Source organism: Mesorhizobium sp. ANAO-SY3R2 (assembly GCF_042466635.1).
Lineage (GTDB): Bacteria > Pseudomonadota > Alphaproteobacteria > Rhizobiales > Rhizobiaceae > Aminobacter.
Genome location: NZ_CP159952.1, coordinates 74,778 through 94,000, shown reverse-complemented (window position 1 = coordinate 94,000; position 19,223 = coordinate 74,778). Strand labels below are relative to the sequence as shown.

Below are 19,223 nucleotides of genomic sequence, written 5' to 3'. Positions count from 1 at the left end.
ACGAATATTCGCAACGCGGAAATCGAGGCTAAATGTCGACGATCGTCCCATCACTTCAACCAGCTTCCGGTCAGCTGCCCGGTGCCGTGCAACCCGCTGCCGAGACGATCGCGCCCGCGACGCAGCAGAGCTATACACCCCTATGGCTGATCGGCAGCACCACAAGCCAGAACGCTTTTCAGCATCTCGGCATCCGCACGCCCAACGCCCCCGGTGATATCGCCGCGCTTCTTTCCAGGGTGTCGCTGACCCTCGAACTCACCATGGAGGAAGGCCGGAAGCAAAATACGCTGGCCAGCCTGGCAAGCCTTGCAGCCGCGCTCTCTGCCTTTGGATTGGAGGCAAAGCGCGAGGCCGCGGAAAATGAGCGCGAGGCAAGGGACACATCGGCCAAGTCGCTGGCTGACGTTCGCGAGAAGACAGATCCGCTCGTGTCTGCCCGCAACACCGAAAATGCCAGGATAGACACCTTCAAGGGCCAGATTTCACAGCTTGAAGCACGGCTAGCCGACCCGACAGTCGTCGGAGCGGAGCGAACGCAACTGCAGGCCCAACTCAGCACCGCGCGTGACGGCCTGAGCACGGCATTAGCAAGCCGCGAGACGATCGACATCAAACTCGCAAATGCCCGGATTGAAAGCCTGGAACAGCAAGTCTCGGACGCCGAGGCCATGTTGAAAAAAATGAAACCTGGCTCTTCAAAGGCCGAAGAGCAAGAGGCGCTGCTTGCCTCGCTGCGCAATCAACTCGCTGCCGCGCAGAGCCAGCGCTCAACGTTCATCGACGGGCCAAAGACCGAGGCCATACGCAACAGTTTCTCCAACTCCAATGCTGCCGCGCTCCAGAGCGCCACCAGCGCACTGGCGACCCGCGTTGATCAGCACAAGCAATCCTTTGCCACAGAGATCCGGGAGCTTGAAGAAATGACCCTGCAGGCGGCGGCCGTCGCGGCAAACCTGACCGCCGCCTACCAAGCCAACCGCCAACAGCAGGACGTCGACGAAGCCGGTCACGACAAGGCTATCGACCAGATATTCGAATCCCTGACGCGCGAATTGGGGGTTGTCGGCGAGAAGGCAAACGCAGCTTTGGAAGCGACGCGCCTGCGCCTTGCAGACCTGAAAGACGAGCATCGAAGCCGCAACATCGCGCAATCGGCGCTTGCCCTGCTCGGCGCCCTCGCCACAATCGTCGGCGTGATGTCCGGAATTGATACTGACGCCCCAACCGTGCCGACCGTCGCCAATCGCTTCCGCATCGATATCTAGGTCTCAATCGGTCGCGAACCGGGGCTGCGCGCCTGTCCGCGAAGAGCTGCACATAGGTTTTCCAAGAATATCCGGGCGTAAGAATTGCAGACGACGTGATTATCTGTTTCTGATTGTCAGGATCCTCCGGTTCGGCCCTTAGCATAGGGGCGATGTTTAAGGTGCCGAATGCAGCGCTTTTTGCTAAAACTGTCCAAGCGCAACGACCTGTTACTGGCGTTCCTGCTGGTCAGTATCATCTTCATGATGATCTTGCCGCTGCCGACAGCGCTAGTAGACGTGTTGATTGCCATAAATCTCACATTTACCGTCATTCTGCTGATGGCGGCGGTCTACCTGACCGACGTTACGCAGCTTTCGGCTTTCCCTTCGATTTTGCTGCTGTCCACCCTGTTCCGCCTCGCGCTGTCGATCACCACTACACGCCTCATCCTTTTGCAGGGTGATGCGGGGCATATCGTCGAGACCTTCGGCAATTTCGTTGTCGGTGGCAACCTCGTCGTCGGCATGGTTGTTTTCCTCATTCTGACGATCGTGAACTTCCTCGTCATCACCAAGGGTTCGGAGCGCGTCGCGGAAGTGTCGGCGCGGTTTTCGCTGGATTCGATGCCGGGCAAGCAGATGTCGATCGACTCTGATATGCGCGCCGGCCTGATCGAACTGGACGAAGCAAAGCGCCGCCGCAACAAGCTGGAACAAGAAAGCCAACTCTACGGCGCCATGGATGGCGCCATGAAGTTCGTCAAAGGTGATGCGATCGCCGGCATCATCATCATCTTCGTCAACCTGATCGGCGGCATAAGCATAGGCGTATTCCAGCGTGGTCTTGAAGGGGGCGAAGCCCTGAACCTCTACGCCTTGCTGACCATCGGCGACGGCCTGATCGCACAGATCCCTGCTCTTTTTGTTTCAATTACCGCCGGGTTTATCGTCACGCGCGTTGCCTCCGACGACAATGGCGATCTCGGAAGCGATATCACGAGCCAGTTGGTCAATCAGCCGAAGGCACTGATGATCACCTCCGCAATCCTTGCAATCTTCGCGGTTGTTCCGGGCTTCCCTTGGCACGTCTTCTTGATCCTCTCGGCGATCGTTGGATTCGGCGGATATTATCTGTCGCGCAAGCAGACCCGCGAAAACAGCAGCCGCAGATCTACGGAAATGCCCTCGCTCGCCAGCGACCTTGCGGCCATGTCGGCACCCCCTACCCTGCCGGATGACAAGGAGGACACAACGCCGATCGAAACGGTCAGTTTTGCTCTGACGGTGCCATTGATCGTCGACATCGCGGCGACCGTGCGCAATTCGATCCGTCCGGACAAGCTCGACCGCGAGGTCGCCCGGGTCAGGCGAGCCCTTTATTTCGATCTGGGAGTTCCGTTCCCAGGAATCCACCTACGCCTGAACGAGAACCTGAAGGACGGCGAATATCGCATCCTCGTCAACGAGGTCCCGGTCGCCGCAGGCCTTGCCCGTCCGGGCTTTGTCATCGTGCGGGAGACCGAGAGCAATCTTGCTATGTTCAACATCCCGTTCGAGCGCGGTCAGGATTTCCTGCCCAACACGCCAAGTCTTTGGGTGTCGACGAAGCACCTTCCTATTCTGGAGAAAGCTGGGATGCAGGTCATGACCCTGTCCAGCATGTTGACCTACCATCTGGCGCATATCCTGAAGTCGCATGCGCCGGACTTTATCGGTGTCCAGGAAACAATGTTCCTGATGGATCAGATGCAAAAGAATTTTGCCGAACTGGTCCGCGAGGCGACCCGCCTCCTGCCGATCACCACGATTACCGATGTCATGCAGCGCCTGGTCAGCGAGGAAATATCCATCCGGGATTTGCGCACGGTTCTGGAAGCGCTCGTTACCTGGGGGCAGCGCGAGAAGGACGCGATCATCCTCTCCGAGCATGTCAGGGGCGCGCTGAGCCGCTACATCACACACAAATTCTCGGGCGGACAGAACATCCTTCCGGCATATCTGCTCTCCAAGGAGATCGAAGACGCCGTACGTGGCGCCATCCGGCAGACGAGCGGAGGATCCTATCTGGCCTTGTCACCCGATATTCACCGCGAGCTGGTGGCCAGCATCAAAAACGTGGTGGGGATACGTGAGAGCGCCACATCCGGTTCCATACCTGTCATTCTTGCGCCGATGGACATTCGGCGCTTCATGCGCAAGATCGTGGAGCGGGACTTTCCGAAGCTTGCGGTACTCTCCTACCAGGAGCTGACGCCAAGTGCCAATATCCAGCCGCTTGAACGGATCCGGATGGCACAGCAGGGTCAGCTGGCCGCTGCCGAATGACTGGAGTTTGGTCGCCAAGCTCGGAACACGGCGCCAAGCAGACGCAACCGGACACCGACAACGGCAGGCTGCGGGCATATCTTCTGTTCTTAGTCGTGGCCTTCGCCATTTACTGCATCGCCAACGCCTTCACTCAGGACGTCCGATTTTTCGGGCTTTGCGTGCTGATCCTCGTGGGATTGCTGGCAGCCCTCATCCTGGCGCCTATGGATGGCCGGTTGCATCTTCTCGTGCGCCTGTCCGCAATGTGTGCCGGGATCATGGCTATCGTGGTTCCTCTCGCCGGCGAGGTGCTGGCCGGCAAGGCGTTGGCTGTCGCTGTGCACGAAGGACCGGTCTGGCCGCAAATTCTGGTTTTACTGTTCGCCGCGCGCGTGCTTGCCGAATCCTGTGAACAGCGTTTCGGAGCGCTCTGGCGAAATCCGCTCGGAAGCGGGAATGCACGCACGCAGTCGATGAGTTCCGCCGTGCTGCTTGGAAGCTGCTTCACGCTCCTCTTTTATCAGTTGACCGGGAGCATCGCGGTTGCACCTGAGCGACTGGATGCTTTGGCCATCATTGTCCGCGCCTTTACCGGCACCACCATCATCCATGTGGCAATCGTGCTGCTGTTCTTCGTCGTTGTCGCGGCCACGCTCGATGCCGCCCTGCTCGCCCATCAGGACAGCGCGGTGCTTCGAAAGCTGCGCGATATATGTCGCGCTCAGTTGGCGGATGAAGGTGACGTCAGCAAAGCGCAACTCGAGCGGTCAGCAAACGCGGCTCTGCCGCAATACGCGCATACCCGCACCATGTATTTCGTGCGCGAAGCCGTTCGCAATCGGGTCGACCCAACAGCCGCGCGTTCGCTTGTGGCGTTCCACGCGGCATCGCGACACTTGATCCGTGCACTTCTCGCGTTCATCCCGCTCTTGGGCTTTCTCGGCACGGTGATCGGCCTGACGGCAGCAGTCGGCGGATTGCCCGGAGAATTACAGGCGTCTGGAAATGGCGATATTGACATCGGTGCAAGCTTGCTTGGTCTCGCAGTGAAATTCGAAACGACCTTGCTTGGGCTGGCTGGAGCCCTTGTGGCCTCTCTGCTGCTGGCATTGCTGGAAAAGCGCGAAGGCGAAATCGCAGCCGAATGTTTCCATCTGGTCGAGATGCTTCCTGATGAGCCACCATCAGTCTGATCACGACAGCGGCCCGCTGGATCTGCCGGCATCGATGGCGGATATCTTCCTCGCACTTGTTGCTGTCGTCATTCTGATGTTGCTTTCGCTGCTTCCAGCGATCCGAACGCCGGGCGGGCTTGCGTCACCGCAGGCGGCTGAGCTCAACTGGAGCAACGTCGTCATCGAGGGCAAGACACCCGCGCTCTACGTCGCAGCCGACACCAATATCCTGGTCGTTGAAAACGATGCCCGGATCGGGCTCGACGAGATCCTGCGAAATCGGGACCTGTCGGAAGGCCTTCGAGCAGCGGCACAGAGTGGGAACATCCTGCTGGTCATCCAACCGGAGGGGCAAGAGAGCGCGTTCCTGTTCTCGTCGCTCGCGGGGTCGCTCGGGGTCGACCATTTCTACCAGCTCCGCATTGACGCGGGATGCACGTATGTCCGTGACGCCGTGCTTGCCCGCTCATGCCGGGGCGCGAGGCCGCGAGTGATCGGGCCATGATCTCATGGCGCATAAGCATGACCGTGCTGACGGACTTGTCCGCAAGCATGTTCGCGGCCTGTTTCATGATCCTGCTGGTTTTCCTTAGCCTTGTCCAAAGGCATGACACGACTCCAGCGGAACCGCCTCCGATCGAGGCCACGCGGGCGTTCGCACTGACCCGGCAGCGTGCGCTAGGGCCGTCGGCCATGATCGACCAGCTGTTTGTGCACGGCAAGGCCAGCCAGGGCATCAGTATCGACCTGTTTGCCGATCGGATCGAGGTCCGAGAGCCTGGCGGCGGACAGTCGCGCCGCCTTTCAGCCAACGACCTCTCTGCCGTGGCCGCTGGTCTTGCGCGCACCAACGTCCCGATCCGCTTACAAGTGTTTTCCAATGCGCTCTACAATCAGTTGGTCGGTCAGCTCGAAAACAGCGGAACCGAATTCACCGAACTGACTGTCGCAGCGGCCATGCGCGATCCGGACAGGCCAGATCTGGCCTGGGCCCCTGCCTTTTTGCAGCTTGGCGAAACAGCCAGCGACCCAAGGGCATTCCGTATCGGGCTTGCCGCTTTGCTCCAAGGCACCGCCGACCCGATACCCGGCGCTCAGGCTGCGCCGACAAGACAATCCACTGTGGACGCCGAGCCACCGGGCGTTGTCGAGCGGATTAGGGAATGGATGAAGCACTTCAGCCAGCTTTTCTTTCCGATAGCTGGATTGGCCTGCGTTGCATGGATCGAGAGAAGTCGGTTCGGTGCCATACGTGACAGATGACGCACTCAGGCCGTCCTAATGTGACGAGGACGCTGGCGCCTGCCAAGCGCCCACAACGAAGCCCTGCGGCCGAACAGGTCGCGCCAAAGCTGGAGATGGCCAATGGTTGACTCTGTTCAGCGCACAAGCAGCCTTCCTGTCCCTGATTTCGTGACAGCGAGGGGAACACAGTCCCCGCTGCCGCTCAATTCGCCTGCGGAGCATCGCAAGGTGGATGACAAGGTCAAGTCGGCGAACACCGAAGCCGGCGCGGACAGGTTCGAGGACTACCTCAATCAGGCGAGCATCTCTACGCTTGAAAAGGCGCAGCGGAGCGCCGAGTTCGATCCTGCGGGCGATATCGTTGCCAACAGCGTGTACACGCAACCCAACGACAAGACACAATTTTAGACCGGTGCGTCAGATCGAAAACCGGGATCCGACTATCGGATCATTCAATCTGGATGCTCCTACGTACGTTCGATTGAACGCGTGAAGATCCGCAGGCGTATCCGAATTGATCGACCCACTGCACTCAAGGGAGCGCCGCCCGTGCTGCAAGCAGTTGCTGCAGACAGGTCTCCAACTGAGGCAGGCTCATCTCATCATCGCCGATTTTCACGACCAGCATGGCGCCGCCGTCGCGAGTGACGCCCACCGACAAGAAACGGTCGGTCGAAATTTCGGGGCCGGCCAACCGTACAAGTCGAAGTTCCATGTCCTCATTGAGAGCGCGTAGTGGCACATGGAGGCTGAGCAGCGTCGCATCGCCCGACGGCGATGACGTGAAGGTCAATGTCCCCGAACGCTCGAAGACGAAGCTATAGCTTCCGTCGACAGCGGGGCGCGCCACAACGTTCATGCTCGCTGCAAATTCATCGATGGTACTGACCGTTTGCCGCGAGAATGCCACGCCTGCTGCCCCTGTCCTGTTCGATCATGCTGACCAGCGCACGGGCTGGCCACCAGGTCCTGCCGTCAATCCGTTCAGTTCAATGAACCGACCTGTTTTCGAATTCTCGCTCTTCCGCGCGAACAAGCGTATCCAGCATGCCGACTATGGCGGCGCCCTGCTGAAGGCGCGCCTGCGGTGACGGGACAATCCCGTCCGGAATCTCGCTGTGCAGCGCCCTCAAACCGTTTGCAAAGGCAAGCTGGGTTGCCATCGTGCACTGGTCATAGCGTGACAGCATGGCGCGCGCATCCATCGGGCCGGCGGCGGCGTTGGAGGCGAAGGTCAAGACGCTTCCTGCGAGATCGATCGCGTCGCCTGTCGGCTGTTCGCCTTTCTGCAACAGGCGGTCGGTGGTCTGCATCAGGGTCAGCGACACCTCGACCACGCTCTGCATCTTCTTGAGTTGCGCCAACTCGCTGATCAAAGCGTGCAGATACGCAGGGTCAGTCGAAGGGCCTGTACTGGCCAGATCGCGGCCGGCAGCAGCCATGAAGGTGCCCACGGTATCATTGAAATTGCTGAGGATGTCGAATTTACGGAACGTCGCGAACAGTTGGCCCATGTTATGCGATTCACGCAGCATGGACCGATAGGCTTCGCGGGCCGCGGCCGGGTCGGTGTCAAGAGACATCGCGGCCTCGGACCCGACGAAGCCGGCGCGAACCTCGCGCGCGAGATCGCCCTTGTCGTACTCCGCATGGGCCTCTCCCAGCAGCATCTGGAAATTTTCGCCGGCATGCGTGGCGGAGAAAAACTCGCGCGCGATGTCGAGAGCCGCGAACTGGTGGGTTACATCAGGATCGAACTTCTGCAACATCGCGAGGATGTCGTCCTTGGTGATGGTGCTGCGACCATGACCACCTTTTTCCATCAGCCGTTCGTAGGACTGAAAGCCTTCGACAAGATTGCGGAGCTGATCCTCATTGGGCATATCCGGCAGTTTGTCGTAATAATCTGCGATGCGTGCCAAAGCCGCCAGGCTGGCGGATTGTCCTTGGCGCACCTCACGGCGGTCGAGGCTTCGCTTGTCCGCGCGATGGGCCACCGACATCCCGAGCTCTTCAGCGGCATCTTGGAGTTGCGATTGCGCTGACGAGGATGCAACGGCTTCGCCGCGGTAGTTGCCTTGGCGCTCTCGAGCGACCTCGGCGCCTACAGGCGATGTCACGTTCAATGCTGCCAGATTCTGTCTTAGCGTTTCAATCGCTCCGGACATCTTGACGGCTCCAGTAAGCTTCAGTTCAACGAACCTATCATCCGGCAGCGTGGGCAAAGTCATGAATGTGACAGGAATCACCGGTGAAAGGCCCAATGGCTTGGCCTGGTCCGATCATACGCCTGACCAGAGCATGGTCAGACATGCATCCCGGTGCTTGTTCATGTGGGGCGCTGCAGGAAAGCTGGACCCCGGTACTTTCGGTCCCTCCTCCGCAACCTTCGAACGGACAACTTGTTCAAAGCTTACTGCGAGAGGATCAGGCCGAAAAATGAACCCGGGCAGCGGTCTCGTTTGATACCTTATGAAACTGTTGGAAAGCATTTCGTGCGTCCAATTGGACGCACGACGGCGCTGGCAACGCCCTTTTGGCCAGGCGTGATCTCACCCCCGGCACCCAACACATCGAATGCATGACCCATGCCGGCATATCGATAGCCGCGGCAAATCGGCTTCAGGAAACGTTGCGCGCTATGCTCTTGAGGGTGTCTGCAACCGTCTTCAGCATGTTGGTGCGAAGGTTGCTGACCGCCGACCATGTGTTCATCGCCATCTGCATCGAGAACATTTTTTCGGTATCCGATAGATTTGCGTTTTGCTCGATCTTACGGATGTCTTCCTCGATGGCGCCCATTTGTTCCTGCAATTTCTGCTGGCGCCAAATCAGGTCGAAGCCATTCTTGTTTACATAGTTTTGCGGGTCAAAAGAATAGGTAGACGCACCAGGCGTCTTTACAGTGCCGTCTACTGTATCGACGTATATGCTTGATGTACCTGCCACTATTTCCTCCTGTTGTATTCAGCTTAAAATTCTCTATGCATGGCGGATGCGCGTGATTTTACAAGCAGCGTCATGACCGTCGCCGCAGACCCAAGTGCTTCCGAAACCGCGCTGAAACGCTCGTAGTCCTCCTTGGAAAGCCCCCCGCCAATGCTGCGCTCGACCTGCTCTTTCAGAGCGGCGAGGCGCTGGAGAGCGCTGTCCGCGAATTCTGCCCCGCCTTTTCCAGAAAGCCTGTCTGACAGATCGGTGAAGCTGAATTCCGCGTCGGTCTCAAATGTCATAATTATGCATCCATTTCATCAGCCGTGTCTCAAACGTGACAGATCATCCTCGAGAGCGATGGCCTCGAGACTTGAACGGTCGAGAATAAGAATGTTGCGATCCTGGATCGCAATGAGCCCGTCACGCTCCCACCCCTTCAAGGCCCGGTTGACATTGCCGCGCGCACCGCGCGCGATTAGCCCAAGGTCGGACTGGGTAATGAATGCGCGCACGCGCAAAACTGTACGGTTCAAGTATTCCGTCCGGTCGCCGAGACCGTCGGCAACCCGCAACAGGCATTGTGACAAGCGCGACTGAAGCGTCTTGAGCCCCAAAATACGGGTAAGGGAAATATAGGAGCGGTAACGTTGCGCAATCGTCCGCGCGAGCGCGAGATTGAGGTCGGGATAACGCTGGGAAAGGGCGTGGAACACCGTGGCGGGAATACAATATATTGAGCCGGCGCCGATGGCCGTTGCCATGTCGTAGTGCTGTCCGCCTTCAAACACGCCCAGCTCTCCGAAGCTCTCACCGGGCGGCAGCACGCCGAAAAGGATCGGGGAGCCGTCTTCAAGGAGATAGGAGAGGCGTACATGGCCGGAGCGCACGAAATAAAGAAAGTCGGCGTCGTCCTCCTGAAGATAGATGAATTCGTTCGCGGCCAGCATCCGATAGGACGCCGCATTTTCAAGCGCCAGGCAAACATCATCACCCAGCGAGCCAAAGGCAGACGCTGAAAAATGTGGCAGCAGCCTGAGGCGGTTCGGCATCACCGATGCAGCAGCCTGAAACATGGGCCTATTCTACAGCCACCAAAAAGGACACGGCGCGGACCTCCGAAATCAAGATGCATCTGGTTCTCGAATTTTGCTTCCAGAACCCGATCCCATTCGAGGATAACTCAGGAACTAGACAGTCATCGCAGCAACATCACCGATTTTGCACGGCTTGGAGTCTGCGGCGCAATCGTACATATTATGGACTACTGTGTCTACAACTGCAGTAGGTCATAAATCGAATAAGCGCCATGTATTCGCGTATTATCACTATCCGGCTCCTCTCGAAGCTGGTAACTATCGGATGAAGCTATACTTTGTGGTGAAATAATTCTATTAGATACAGCTAAATAAAGCCTGGTTGCCGGACGGAAGTGACCCTTGCGGAAGATGGCAACCGGTTGCCCAGGGGGGGGCTGGACATGGCCGCGAATGGATCTGCTGACATCGTTCTCAAGATACTGAGCGGTGTCCAGTCAGGCGTTGATATCGTCCTGGCCGAGGGCGAGTATGCGCTTGGCTCTGGCGACGATGACGATATTCAGCTCTTCGACGTCGGCCTTTCCCCCGCCCATATGCGGATCGCAATCAGGCAAGGCAAAATCGAGGTCGCAGGCGGGGCGGGTTCGCTCAGAACGGGCAACGGCATCGCGTTGGACGCTGGCACTGACTTCCAGGAAATCGAGCCCCTGGATATCGTCACGGCCGGCGCCTCGCGTTTTGCACTCGGCCCGATGACGGCGAACTGGACCTCTATCGTGGATGTTGGCGGCTTGTCGCAGCCGTTTCCCGCCGCGCCTCCAAGATCAAACAGGTTTGACAGTCTCGCCAGGGTGGTCGCGCTGACTGACAGAAGAACGGTGCTTCCGGTCGCAATCGTTCTTCTTCTTGCCGTCGCGATATTTGCCGTGAGTTACCGGTTCAGCATCCACCAGCAGCCGGAAACGCAGGAGTCGGTCAAGACCGATCTTGAACTCGTCGACGCATCGCTGCGCAAGCTGGCTTTTTCAAATCGCCTGTCGAGCCGGAAAGAGATTGACGGAATCGTGTTCGTGACAGGTTACGTCACCACGCCGGTTGAACGCCGCGCTGTGCTCGCGGCAATCCGTGACACTGGGGTCCCGGCGAAAATCCGGATATCAGTGACCGAGTTGATCAGAAACGAAATCTCGAATTTTCTGGATTCCGAGGGCACAAACCTCAGCTTCGATCTTTCTGAAACGGGTGACTTGACCCTGACCGGAACCATGCTTGATGCCGACCGCCACGATCAACTGACCGAAACCATTCGTGAGCGCATCATCGGCATCGCATCGATCACATCGCAAGTGCGGACAGGACCGAGCCTGCTGCGTGATGTCCAAGCGCTGGCCGAGCGCGCGCAAATCTTGCCCCTGGTCCTGCTGCGCCGTGACGGCGAGCTGATCGAGGCCAGCGGCGTGATTCCGATAGACAAGATCGACGCCTGGGCAGGGTTCCTGCAAGCCTATTCCACCCAGCTCGCGCCCATTATTGCCCTGCGCTCCCTCGTTGTTCTCCAGGATCCGTCTCAACCGCAAGGGGTTGTTGACGGGGGCGGCAAGGCGCTGCTCCTTGGCTCCACTGAAGCGCAGGGCGACGATTTGAACGTGGACGTGAGCAGACTGAGGGCCGGCAGTTTCGACCTCTCGGACATTTTCGTTGGCCAGCCGAACCAGGCACGTGCCGATGGTCTTTCGGTGCCGATGGCGCGAAATCCCGCATCCGATCCGGCTGTCGGGTTCACGCGTCCCGGTGCAAGCAGCTCTAACGGCATCATTGATTTGGCGACAATTCTAGGCGGCAACAACGGCAACCTCCAACCGGAACTCCATCCAGTCCGCGAGGTCCGCGTCATCGACCTTGACGCTGGCGCGGGTAGCGGCGGCATCCAGGCCACTGACCTTCCGGCACTGGGAGGCGCGCCGCGTGTAGCCGATAGCCGCGCAGTCGGTGGCCAAGAGTTTACAGGCACTCCCCCCTCCCATGGTCCGGTCACCACAATGGCGCAACGGCTAATCGAGAACTGGGGCAAAGGCACTCTCGACGACAAGGTGAACGGTGTAGCGCCCCTGATGAAAGGGATGCAAACACTTGCAAACGAGCGCCTCGACGACCGATCGGACGATCCCGCATCTGTGCCTGCACACTATGATCGCATGCTGGCCAGCCTGCGCGGCAGGCCGTCGGATGGGCAGTCGTGCTGGAAAGGATCGCGGCTGACGTTCGATGATGCCTTGGCGACATTGTTCTTTTTGGACCTGCTGAGCGTGAGCAACGAGCTGTCTCTGACCTGGTTCGATGTGCATTTCCAGGAACTGATGCTGGAAGCTGCGCTCAATCCGGAAATGACGAGCCGGTGCGTCGAGCAAAAAAGCGGAACGCCTCCTCCTTCGGTCTACCTCCGCGAGGTGCAGAAAAATCCCGCTTTTGTCCGTCACGTCTTGCGGGACACGACTAGCTTCTCGCTCGACGTGACCGGGGCCAGCTTGACAGGCGACCGCTACGTCCAGACCCGCAAGGGCTTGAAGCTCAAGCAAGGTGCCGCACCGGACGAACGCAGCCGCATCCTGACTGTCGGGGAGCTCGGCATGGCATTTGAGCAGCCGTCTGGCTACGCATCGCTCATCTTCGACGACACACTGAACTGGCTGACGCAATAGCTGCAATCTGCAATGAGCAGTGCATCAGGCACCGGCTCGTCCCCAACCGGAGTGATCAGGACAGTATGGTGAACCGCCGCGATCTCATGATTGGCTTGCCGCTATTGTTGGCTGGCTGCAAGCCGGAGCCCTATTTCGCCCCAAGCGCGGGCGTCGGTCCATACGATCCCTTTCCCTTCTGGGCGAACCGGCCGGATCGGCAGTCGAGTACGATACGCGGCCGCCAGGAAGTCGACTTTTCCCAAGCCTTTGAACCGGGAACCGTCGTCGTCGATACCGCAGGTCGGTACCTTTTCCACGTCCTTGGCAATGGACGAGCAGCGCGCTACCCGATCGGCGTTGGCAAGGAGGGTCTTACCTTTGAAGGCTACGCGGTCGTTGGCCGCAAGGCCGAATGGCCGGCCTGGTATCCCACCGCCGATATGATCCGCCGCGATCCCGAACGCTATCGACCGCATCTCGCCGGCATTCCAGGCGGCCCCGAGAGCCCTCTCGGTGCGCGCGCACTCTACCTTTACCGTGATGGCAAGGACACTCTATTCCGCATCCATGGCACCAACCAGCCGGAGACGGTGGGGACAGCGTCATCCAGCGGCTGCATCAGGATGCTGAACGAAGACGTGATCGATCTGTATTCACGCGTCCCCATCGGGGCGCCAGTGGTGGTCCTCCAGGTGTGAGGAGATTTGGCACCGCGGCAGCCTGCCGGGCCGAAGTGGACGACAGGCAACGTTGTTGTTGCGACATACTGCGCTACGTCAATACAACAAGCCTTGCAAACGGGCTGACCGCGGATGACCAGCCTGTCTGACAGTGCTCAATGCTTTCGCTTCAGCGCTGCCTGCACCCGGAGATCGCAGCGCCTAGCTGGTGTCAAAAGCAATATATTTGCATTTCCGCGCAAGTCTTGCAGATCACCGTCTCCAAATGACCTTCCCGCGCCGAAATGCGATATCTTTACAGTGCCATCCGAGCCGCCAAAGCAACAAGATCGCGTTTTGCGTCGTCAATTCTCTGAGGATCGCCGCTGCCTATGGCAGCGATCAATGCTTTCGCTTCGGCGCTGCCTACACCCGGAGCCTTCAACGCCTGACTGTCCAGCACATCCCGAGGTTTGGCGCGCTCTTTCGGGTCAGCGCGAAGCAAATCCGTCAACAGACTGTCAATTTCTCTATGGCCGGTTTTCACGCCGATAGCCCCGTTCAGCGGAATTCCCTTGTCGTCAGCCCGGTCGGCCAACGGCTCGCCACCTCTCGTGGCAAAACTTGCCAGGAGGTTGCCGGCATCTGACTGAAACGTTGATATCTCACCCGGCAATTTTCCTGTAAACATCTCAAGCGCTGCAGTTCCAAGCCCCCACACATCGGCAGATCTCCCAATGAATGGAAATTCTTTAACCGCCTCGAGCCCGTCCCTCGTGGGAGCCATCACGCTCGTTGAAAGAACATTCAGAGTACCTGCCTTAGCTTGCGGCAGATGTTCTTTGAGTGTCGCCTTGGCTTTTGTGGTTTCTTCAGTTTCTATATTTTCGAGTACATGCCTGGCAGCATGAATTTCTGGGGACAGAAAATACGCGTTGAGATTTCCATCCACGTCATGCAGATGAGCCTTGCCAGACACTTTTCCCGTGCCGAAGTCCGCAATTTTTACAGTGCCATCAGAGCCAACGAAGCAATTCGGCGCCTTGAAATCAAGATGAAGCATATTCTGGTCGGCCAATTGCTGTAAGCCGAGCGCCATGTCCTTTATCATGGTCAGGCGGAGTACATTCGCCTGACCCTCGGACAGCGTCCCATTCTTGACCAAATCCCGAATGCCAACAGAAAGTTTATCTGCATCGCCATTCGGTGCGATTTCCATAGCGATTGCCAGTCGTCCGTCCGGAAAGCGGACTTCTCCCTTGATGCCTAGAACCTGATCGCAGCCCTTCCCTGCCGCGCGCTTTTGGATGGCAGCTTCCGCCGCAAAATCGGCGACTGTCGTGGCGAGTTTTTCAGCCGATTGCTCGTCTTTCGGCAACTTGACCGCGATTTTGTCGCCATCGGCAGCCTTGTATTCGAATGCGACGCCAAAACCTCCTTCCCCAAGCAACTTCGATGGCGAATACTCCTTTCCGCCGATCATGAGGTTGGGCAGGCTCTGCTTGGAAAAGGGAACCGTCTTGAATGAGTCAGGGACCACCTTGTCCGGCAGCATTTGCGACAGTGCGCGATTGACCCCCTGATCGACAATCTCGCGAAGGTTTCCGGGAATTGACGATCCGGATGCGCCGAGTTCAGTCGTGATGGCCGCAGTCAACTCGTCTCTGAGCCTCATTGCTCCCGACCGGCCCAGCGCCTCCCAATCGTCTTTTCCCGTGCCTTGCTTGCCCTTGAAGCTGGCAACGATGTCATCGCCCAGCTTGTCAGCGATCGTGCCTTTGCTTGTATCAAGGCCATTGTTCTCGGACGCATTGATGATGCCATGTGCCGTGCGGGAAATTTCGATGCCTACCGGTGAAAGCCCGACGTCCCTCAAACTCGGGCCCAAAACGCCAGATCGGTTGTCTGGCGAGTTGCCAGGGTTTGATCGATTGGAATCGGGTAGTCTTTGGGCAACCCCTTCGACCCCTTGTTTGAGTGTTGCAATGTGACCGACGGTCAGGGCTCCCTGAGCGCTCAAGATGGATTGGGAATCCACGTATCTCCCGAGGCCTTTTAAGCCCAGGCTATCCTTGACGCCGCCCAGTGCCTTGAGTTCGTTGCCGAAGACGGTTTTCACAGCCTCCTTGGCGCGCTCTTCCCGACGCCCGGCGCGACCGAGAAGCTTGTCCAGGACGCTGGACTTGCCGTCTTTCGCATAAAGGACCAGATCGCCCTGCGCGTTGTGCTTCGCACGCAGCGTCTTGCCGGCATCGGCCGCATTCTGGGTCAGCTGCGTCAGGTCTTGCAATCTGGTGTTTTGGTTGATCGTGATGCTCATGATCTCGCTCCGTCACGCCCGGATTGCGGTGGCAAGGTCGTATGGCAGCGGCAGGCTCCTGTCGTCTGCTTCGCCGTCGAGATAGGCCTGCCAGATGCGCGTGAGGCCCGCCAGATTGACCGCGACGGTCGCGATTTGCCTTGCGTTGATTTCCTCGCCCGCCAGATCCGCAAGCTGCAATGCGGCCCCGCCGCGCCCGGTCAAGGCCAGGCGGAGACCGCCGGTAGCGCGCCACAGAAGGTTGTAGCTCAGCATCGTCTCGTAGACTTCAGCGGCACGCGCATGAAGTGGCGTGCCAATCTCGCAGGAAAGAACGACGCGGCCGCGATCGGCCTCGACCTCGACAAGAACGTCCAGGTCGTCAAAGCGGATGGCATAGTCGTGGTTGGGAGTCTTGATGCAGGCGACGATGGTATCGTCCAGTGCACCAACTTCAGACATCAGTGCATCCATGTCAGGCATGTTCATTTGAACCCCTCAATCCTCGCTTGCGACCATATTGTAGTGTCGGTAGCGAGCTTAAGCGGTAACCAGCGCGGCAAATGTCGCAAAGATGACAAGGTATGCTTGCGCCTACCGGGCGCGGCTTCTGCACTGTTGCGATGACAATGGACGCCTGGCGTCAACGCCGAGCAAATGCCCTGACGTCCAGCATGAACGATCGTCGAATGACGGCGGCGGCGGCTCCGCCACCAAAGCGGCCACGAACCTGCCCCGCGGGCGGCGCCTCGCAATCAGACGGGCGCTCTATGGAGACTTCAGATCTGGCAGCGAATTCATGACTTGCATGTGAGTTTTCGCGCCCTGCAACATGCGCGTGATCCCCTCGATCTCGGATGAACTGCGCACGACGCGCGGGGTGATCAGGACCAGAAGCTCGGTGCGCTGGGCGGAAGCGGTGTTCTGCTTGAACAGCCTGCCGACGACAGGCAACCGCGACACACCCGGCACGCCAGTCTCGCTCTTTTCGACCCGGTCCTGGATCAGACCACCCAGGAGAAGCGTGCGTCCCGACTGAGCCAGTATTCGCGAGGCCATGTCACGCGTGGCGATGGTCGGGGTCAGGTTGTCCTTGCCTAACTGGGGCACGGGCGTGGAAACTGACTGGACGATGTTGAGGTCGACCGAATTATTGGCATGGATGCGCGGCGTGATCTGGAGAACGACGCCCGTGTCGAGAATATCCACGTTCTGGGTCACCGTGACATTGCCGCCATTGTCCGACGTCTGAGACGTCGTCACGAAGGGAATCTGGTCGCCAACCATCAGGCGTGCCGTCTCGCCATCGAGAACGGTGAGGTAGGGCGACGAAACAACCTTCACCGCAGTCACGCCGCGTAGCACCTTGACCAAGGCATCGACCGTTACCGTGCCGATGCTGGTGCTGACGCCGAGTACGCCACCGGCATGGGGCACTTGGTTGCCGGCGGGGATCCCCGAGCCGACAACAATCCCGTTGCTCTGCAGGAAGAACTGAACCCCTGTCTCAAGCCGATCGTTGAGTTTGACCTCAAGGACCGTCGCCTCGATGATGACCTGAGCCTGGGCGACGTCCAGCGTCTGAATGACCTCGCGCATCCTCTTGTAGACCGTGTAGGTAGAGTGAACCAGGATGGCGTTGGATCGTGCATCGGCAACAATGCGGGTTTCCCCATCTTGAGGCGCGGCAAGGACGGGCGCCCCCGCGTTCCCCTTAGACAAGTCGTCGCCGGGCGCCGCGGCTATTGGCGTAGCGCCAACCATCAGTTCCGTGCCGTCCTCGTTGTCGGATGGCGTATTCACTTTTGGAGCTCGCAGGCGCGATCGGACACCCAGCGAAGCCTGGACATCCTCGGCAGAGGCTTCCGGGGACGCCTCCGCGTATGTCGGAACGGAACCGAATATCTGCGCAAGTTGCGGCGCAAGGTCGACCGCTCGCAGATTGGTTAGCGCGATGGCGCGCAAATCTGCGACATCCGTCACGGAGCGGTCGATCTGACGCGCGACCTGCTGGATACCAGCCATCAGGGACGGATCGGAGGTCCGCACGAGAATCGCCTGCTGGTTCTGCAAGGGAACCACCGTTACCGTGCCCTCACCGGGCCGCAGGGACGGCGCATAGAGTTGGTTGAGTTGGGTAGCGGCGGCCTCCGGCGCACTGCGCAGGAGCGGAATGATCGCAATCTTGTCGCTGCCAACCGTCGACTGCGACAGTGTCAGCACCATCTGCTCGACGGCTCCTATGTCGTTCGGATTGGCCTGGATGACCACACTATCGGCCGTGCTTGTGGCCAAGACACGCACGTTTGCAGGCACGAGTTGCGTCGCAAGCTCGATAACGTCGGTAGCATTCGCGCGTTCGAGCCTGACGACCCGGGTCACCTCCTCGCCGGTCCTGCCGACGGCCGTGCCGTCCTGCAGGGCAGCCATCTCGGCCGGGGACCCGACCTGGTAGACGCCGTTGGAAAACCGCATCATCAGACCATTGCGGGCCAGTACATCCCTCACGATCTGAAGCACACGGCTCTTCGGGACAGGTTGTTCCGTACGGAATGAGATGCCGGTCGGCAGGCCGCTGGGAGCAACGTAATTGATCCCCAGCGCCCCCTCGAGAAGCTGCGTCAGAATATCGTTCAGAGACGCATCAGTGAATTCAATCGTTACGCGTTCGTTGGGGTCGAAGTTGACCGGAACGACGCTGCCAAGCGTACGCAGGTCGTTCGCGATTTCCGTCCGGTCGCCGTTGTGGGTCACCCGTAGCGAGCCCACGAACCCCTGGTAAGGCGCGATCGTCGCACTCATCGCCGTCCGATTGAACGCGGCGTCGTTGATGGCCGCTACCCGTCGTTCGGCCTCGCCGTTCTGCAGGCGCGGCTGGACGTCGAGACTGAATTCGTCGAGCACGTCGGTGGTGCTTGTGCAACCGGCGAGCAAACCGATAAATATCAAACTCTTGAGAAGCGGGCGAATAGGTCCAACGGTGCAGGACGCGAAGCTGGACACCGTCCTGGGCGGGCGACCCGCCAGCTGGGACCTGAGCGCAATCCTCATCGGGGCTGCAATTCGAAATAACAACGCAGATCAGCGCTCGTCACCGGATGATCATCTGCCACTGCACATCAAGGCGAACTAAATTCGCCCCCTCCCGATATCGTCCTCCAGCGCTAGAGAAACGCAGTTGACGCTCGCCCCATACAACACTGCACGGCAAATTAGACAATTCTCATAAAGATATGTCCGAGCGTGCCGCTTTTTTATCGATAGCAACTCAAACTCCAAGGTACTACCTTAATGAAGGTGGCACCGTCGGCAACAAAAAAATAGCTGCTAACGACAGAAAACAGTCATTGCGGCCTATTTTATTTGGAACGGCCATGTCAAGTTACCATGACGACATGTGACGAGCAGGCAATGCACATTCTGTCTACTGAAGAGAGTTGCAGCCGGATTTGTCGTTTGGCACTACATGACCAATGCACGGTTGGAAGGATCGAGGTTAAAGGCGCTACGTGGCATTAGCGCTTGCCGGCTTCGACGGCCAAAACCTTCTGGACAGTAGGATCTGCGGCAAGTCTGTTATGCAGGCGCTGGACATTGGGAAAATCTGCCATCCCGCCGGGAAGCATTTATATGGGT

16 protein-coding genes are annotated in these 19,223 nt (G+C 58.8%); 8 read left to right on the top strand and 8 right to left on the bottom strand.

Annotated elements, in window-relative coordinates:
• Positions 1-32: 32 nt before the first annotated feature.
• From ABSY17_RS00785 to ABSY17_RS00760, 6 genes are all read left to right on the top strand, one after another.
• The gene (locus ABSY17_RS00785) at positions 33-1,268 is read left to right on the top strand and encodes a hypothetical protein (protein ID WP_378941129.1); all 1,236 of its coding nucleotides are present in this window, start codon (positions 33-35) and stop codon (positions 1,266-1,268) included.
• Between the two features lie 168 nt (positions 1,269-1,436).
• The gene (gene sctV, locus ABSY17_RS00780; protein ID WP_378941127.1) at positions 1,437-3,575 is read left to right on the top strand and encodes a type III secretion system export apparatus subunit SctV; all 2,139 of its coding nucleotides are present in this window, start codon (positions 1,437-1,439) and stop codon (positions 3,573-3,575) included.
• The gene (locus ABSY17_RS00775) at positions 3,572-4,750 is read left to right on the top strand and encodes a MotA/TolQ/ExbB proton channel family protein (protein ID WP_378941125.1); all 1,179 of its coding nucleotides are present in this window, start codon (positions 3,572-3,574) and stop codon (positions 4,748-4,750) included. Before sctV ends, ABSY17_RS00775 begins: the two co-directional genes overlap by 4 nt.
• Complete coding sequence (locus ABSY17_RS00770; RefSeq protein ID WP_378941123.1) at positions 4,731-5,237, top strand: hypothetical protein; 507 nt, start codon at positions 4,731-4,733, stop codon at positions 5,235-5,237. Before ABSY17_RS00775 ends, ABSY17_RS00770 begins: the two co-directional genes overlap by 20 nt.
• Before the next feature lie 17 nt (positions 5,238-5,254).
• Positions 5,255-5,995, top strand: coding sequence for a hypothetical protein (locus ABSY17_RS00765; protein ID WP_378941121.1), 741 nt, complete (start codon positions 5,255-5,257; stop codon positions 5,993-5,995).
• Between the two features lie 102 nt (positions 5,996-6,097).
• Positions 6,098-6,385, top strand: coding sequence for a hypothetical protein (locus tag ABSY17_RS00760; protein ID WP_378941120.1), 288 nt, complete (start codon positions 6,098-6,100; stop codon positions 6,383-6,385).
• Between the two features lie 124 nt (positions 6,386-6,509).
• On the opposite strand, the gene ABSY17_RS00755 is transcribed toward ABSY17_RS00760, so the two are convergent.
• From ABSY17_RS00755 to ABSY17_RS00735, 5 genes are all read right to left on the bottom strand, one after another.
• Complete coding sequence (locus ABSY17_RS00755) at positions 6,510-6,887, bottom strand: hypothetical protein (protein ID WP_378941118.1); 378 nt, start codon at positions 6,885-6,887, stop codon at positions 6,510-6,512.
• A 79-nt stretch (positions 6,888-6,966) separates the two neighbouring features.
• Complete coding sequence (locus ABSY17_RS00750; RefSeq protein ID WP_378941116.1) at positions 6,967-8,145, bottom strand: hypothetical protein; 1,179 nt, start codon at positions 8,143-8,145, stop codon at positions 6,967-6,969.
• A gap of 454 nt (positions 8,146-8,599) precedes the next feature.
• Complete coding sequence (locus ABSY17_RS00745) at positions 8,600-8,926, bottom strand: EscF/YscF/HrpA family type III secretion system needle major subunit (protein WP_378941114.1); 327 nt, start codon at positions 8,924-8,926, stop codon at positions 8,600-8,602.
• Between the two features lie 23 nt (positions 8,927-8,949).
• On the bottom strand, positions 8,950-9,210 hold the full coding sequence (locus ABSY17_RS00740; protein WP_378941112.1) for a hypothetical protein: 261 nt from the start codon (positions 9,208-9,210) through the stop codon (positions 8,950-8,952).
• 18 nt (positions 9,211-9,228) lie between these two features.
• Complete coding sequence (locus ABSY17_RS00735; protein ID WP_378941110.1) at positions 9,229-9,984, bottom strand: Crp/Fnr family transcriptional regulator; 756 nt, start codon at positions 9,982-9,984, stop codon at positions 9,229-9,231.
• A gap of 404 nt (positions 9,985-10,388) precedes the next feature.
• On the opposite strand from ABSY17_RS00735, the gene sctD reads away from it, so the two are divergent.
• A complete protein-coding gene (gene sctD, locus ABSY17_RS00730) occupies positions 10,389-12,647 on the top strand; it encodes a type III secretion system inner membrane ring subunit SctD (RefSeq protein ID WP_378941108.1) in 2,259 nt (752 codons plus the stop codon).
• A 65-nt stretch (positions 12,648-12,712) separates the two neighbouring features.
• Positions 12,713-13,327 (top strand): L,D-transpeptidase, encoded by a 615-nt coding sequence (locus tag ABSY17_RS00725; protein WP_378941106.1) that lies wholly within the window; start codon positions 12,713-12,715, stop codon positions 13,325-13,327.
• Between the two features lie 277 nt (positions 13,328-13,604).
• Here the strand turns inward: ABSY17_RS00725 and ABSY17_RS00720 are convergent, their stop codons facing one another.
• The 3 genes from ABSY17_RS00720 to ABSY17_RS00710 form a co-directional block, all read right to left on the bottom strand.
• Entirely contained in the window at positions 13,605-15,608 is a 2,004-nt protein-coding gene (locus ABSY17_RS00720; protein ID WP_378941104.1) for a protein kinase, read from the bottom strand.
• Between the two features lie 12 nt (positions 15,609-15,620).
• Positions 15,621-16,049, bottom strand: coding sequence for a type III secretion system chaperone (locus ABSY17_RS00715; RefSeq protein ID WP_378941102.1), 429 nt, complete (start codon positions 16,047-16,049; stop codon positions 15,621-15,623).
• A gap of 306 nt (positions 16,050-16,355) precedes the next feature.
• Complete coding sequence (locus ABSY17_RS00710) at positions 16,356-18,491, bottom strand: secretin N-terminal domain-containing protein (protein WP_378941100.1); 2,136 nt, start codon at positions 18,489-18,491, stop codon at positions 16,356-16,358.
• Positions 18,492-19,223 lie beyond the last annotated feature (732 nt).

Coding starts and splice junctions, on each gene's coding strand:
- ABSY17_RS00775 (WP_378941125.1), top strand. CDS start 3,572: ATGACTGGAGTTTGGTCGCCAAGCTCGGAACACGGCGCCAAGCAGACG.
- ABSY17_RS00750 (WP_378941116.1), bottom strand. CDS start 8,145: ATGTCCGGAGCGATTGAAACGCTAAGACAGAATCTGGCAGCATTGAAC.
- ABSY17_RS00770 (WP_378941123.1), top strand. CDS start 4,731: ATGAGCCACCATCAGTCTGATCACGACAGCGGCCCGCTGGATCTGCCG.
- ABSY17_RS00760 (WP_378941120.1), top strand. CDS start 6,098: ATGGTTGACTCTGTTCAGCGCACAAGCAGCCTTCCTGTCCCTGATTTC.
- ABSY17_RS00785 (WP_378941129.1), top strand. CDS start 33: ATGTCGACGATCGTCCCATCACTTCAACCAGCTTCCGGTCAGCTGCCC.
- ABSY17_RS00720 (WP_378941104.1), bottom strand. CDS start 15,608: ATGAGCATCACGATCAACCAAAACACCAGATTGCAAGACCTGACGCAG.
- ABSY17_RS00735 (WP_378941110.1), bottom strand. CDS start 9,984: ATGTTTCAGGCTGCTGCATCGGTGATGCCGAACCGCCTCAGGCTGCTG.
- sctD (WP_378941108.1), top strand. CDS start 10,389: ATGGCCGCGAATGGATCTGCTGACATCGTTCTCAAGATACTGAGCGGT.
- sctV (WP_378941127.1), top strand. CDS start 1,437: ATGCAGCGCTTTTTGCTAAAACTGTCCAAGCGCAACGACCTGTTACTG.
- ABSY17_RS00715 (WP_378941102.1), bottom strand. CDS start 16,049: ATGTCTGAAGTTGGTGCACTGGACGATACCATCGTCGCCTGCATCAAG.
- ABSY17_RS00740 (WP_378941112.1), bottom strand. CDS start 9,210: ATGACATTTGAGACCGACGCGGAATTCAGCTTCACCGATCTGTCAGAC.
- ABSY17_RS00725 (WP_378941106.1), top strand. CDS start 12,713: ATGGTGAACCGCCGCGATCTCATGATTGGCTTGCCGCTATTGTTGGCT.
- ABSY17_RS00765 (WP_378941121.1), top strand. CDS start 5,255: ATGACCGTGCTGACGGACTTGTCCGCAAGCATGTTCGCGGCCTGTTTC.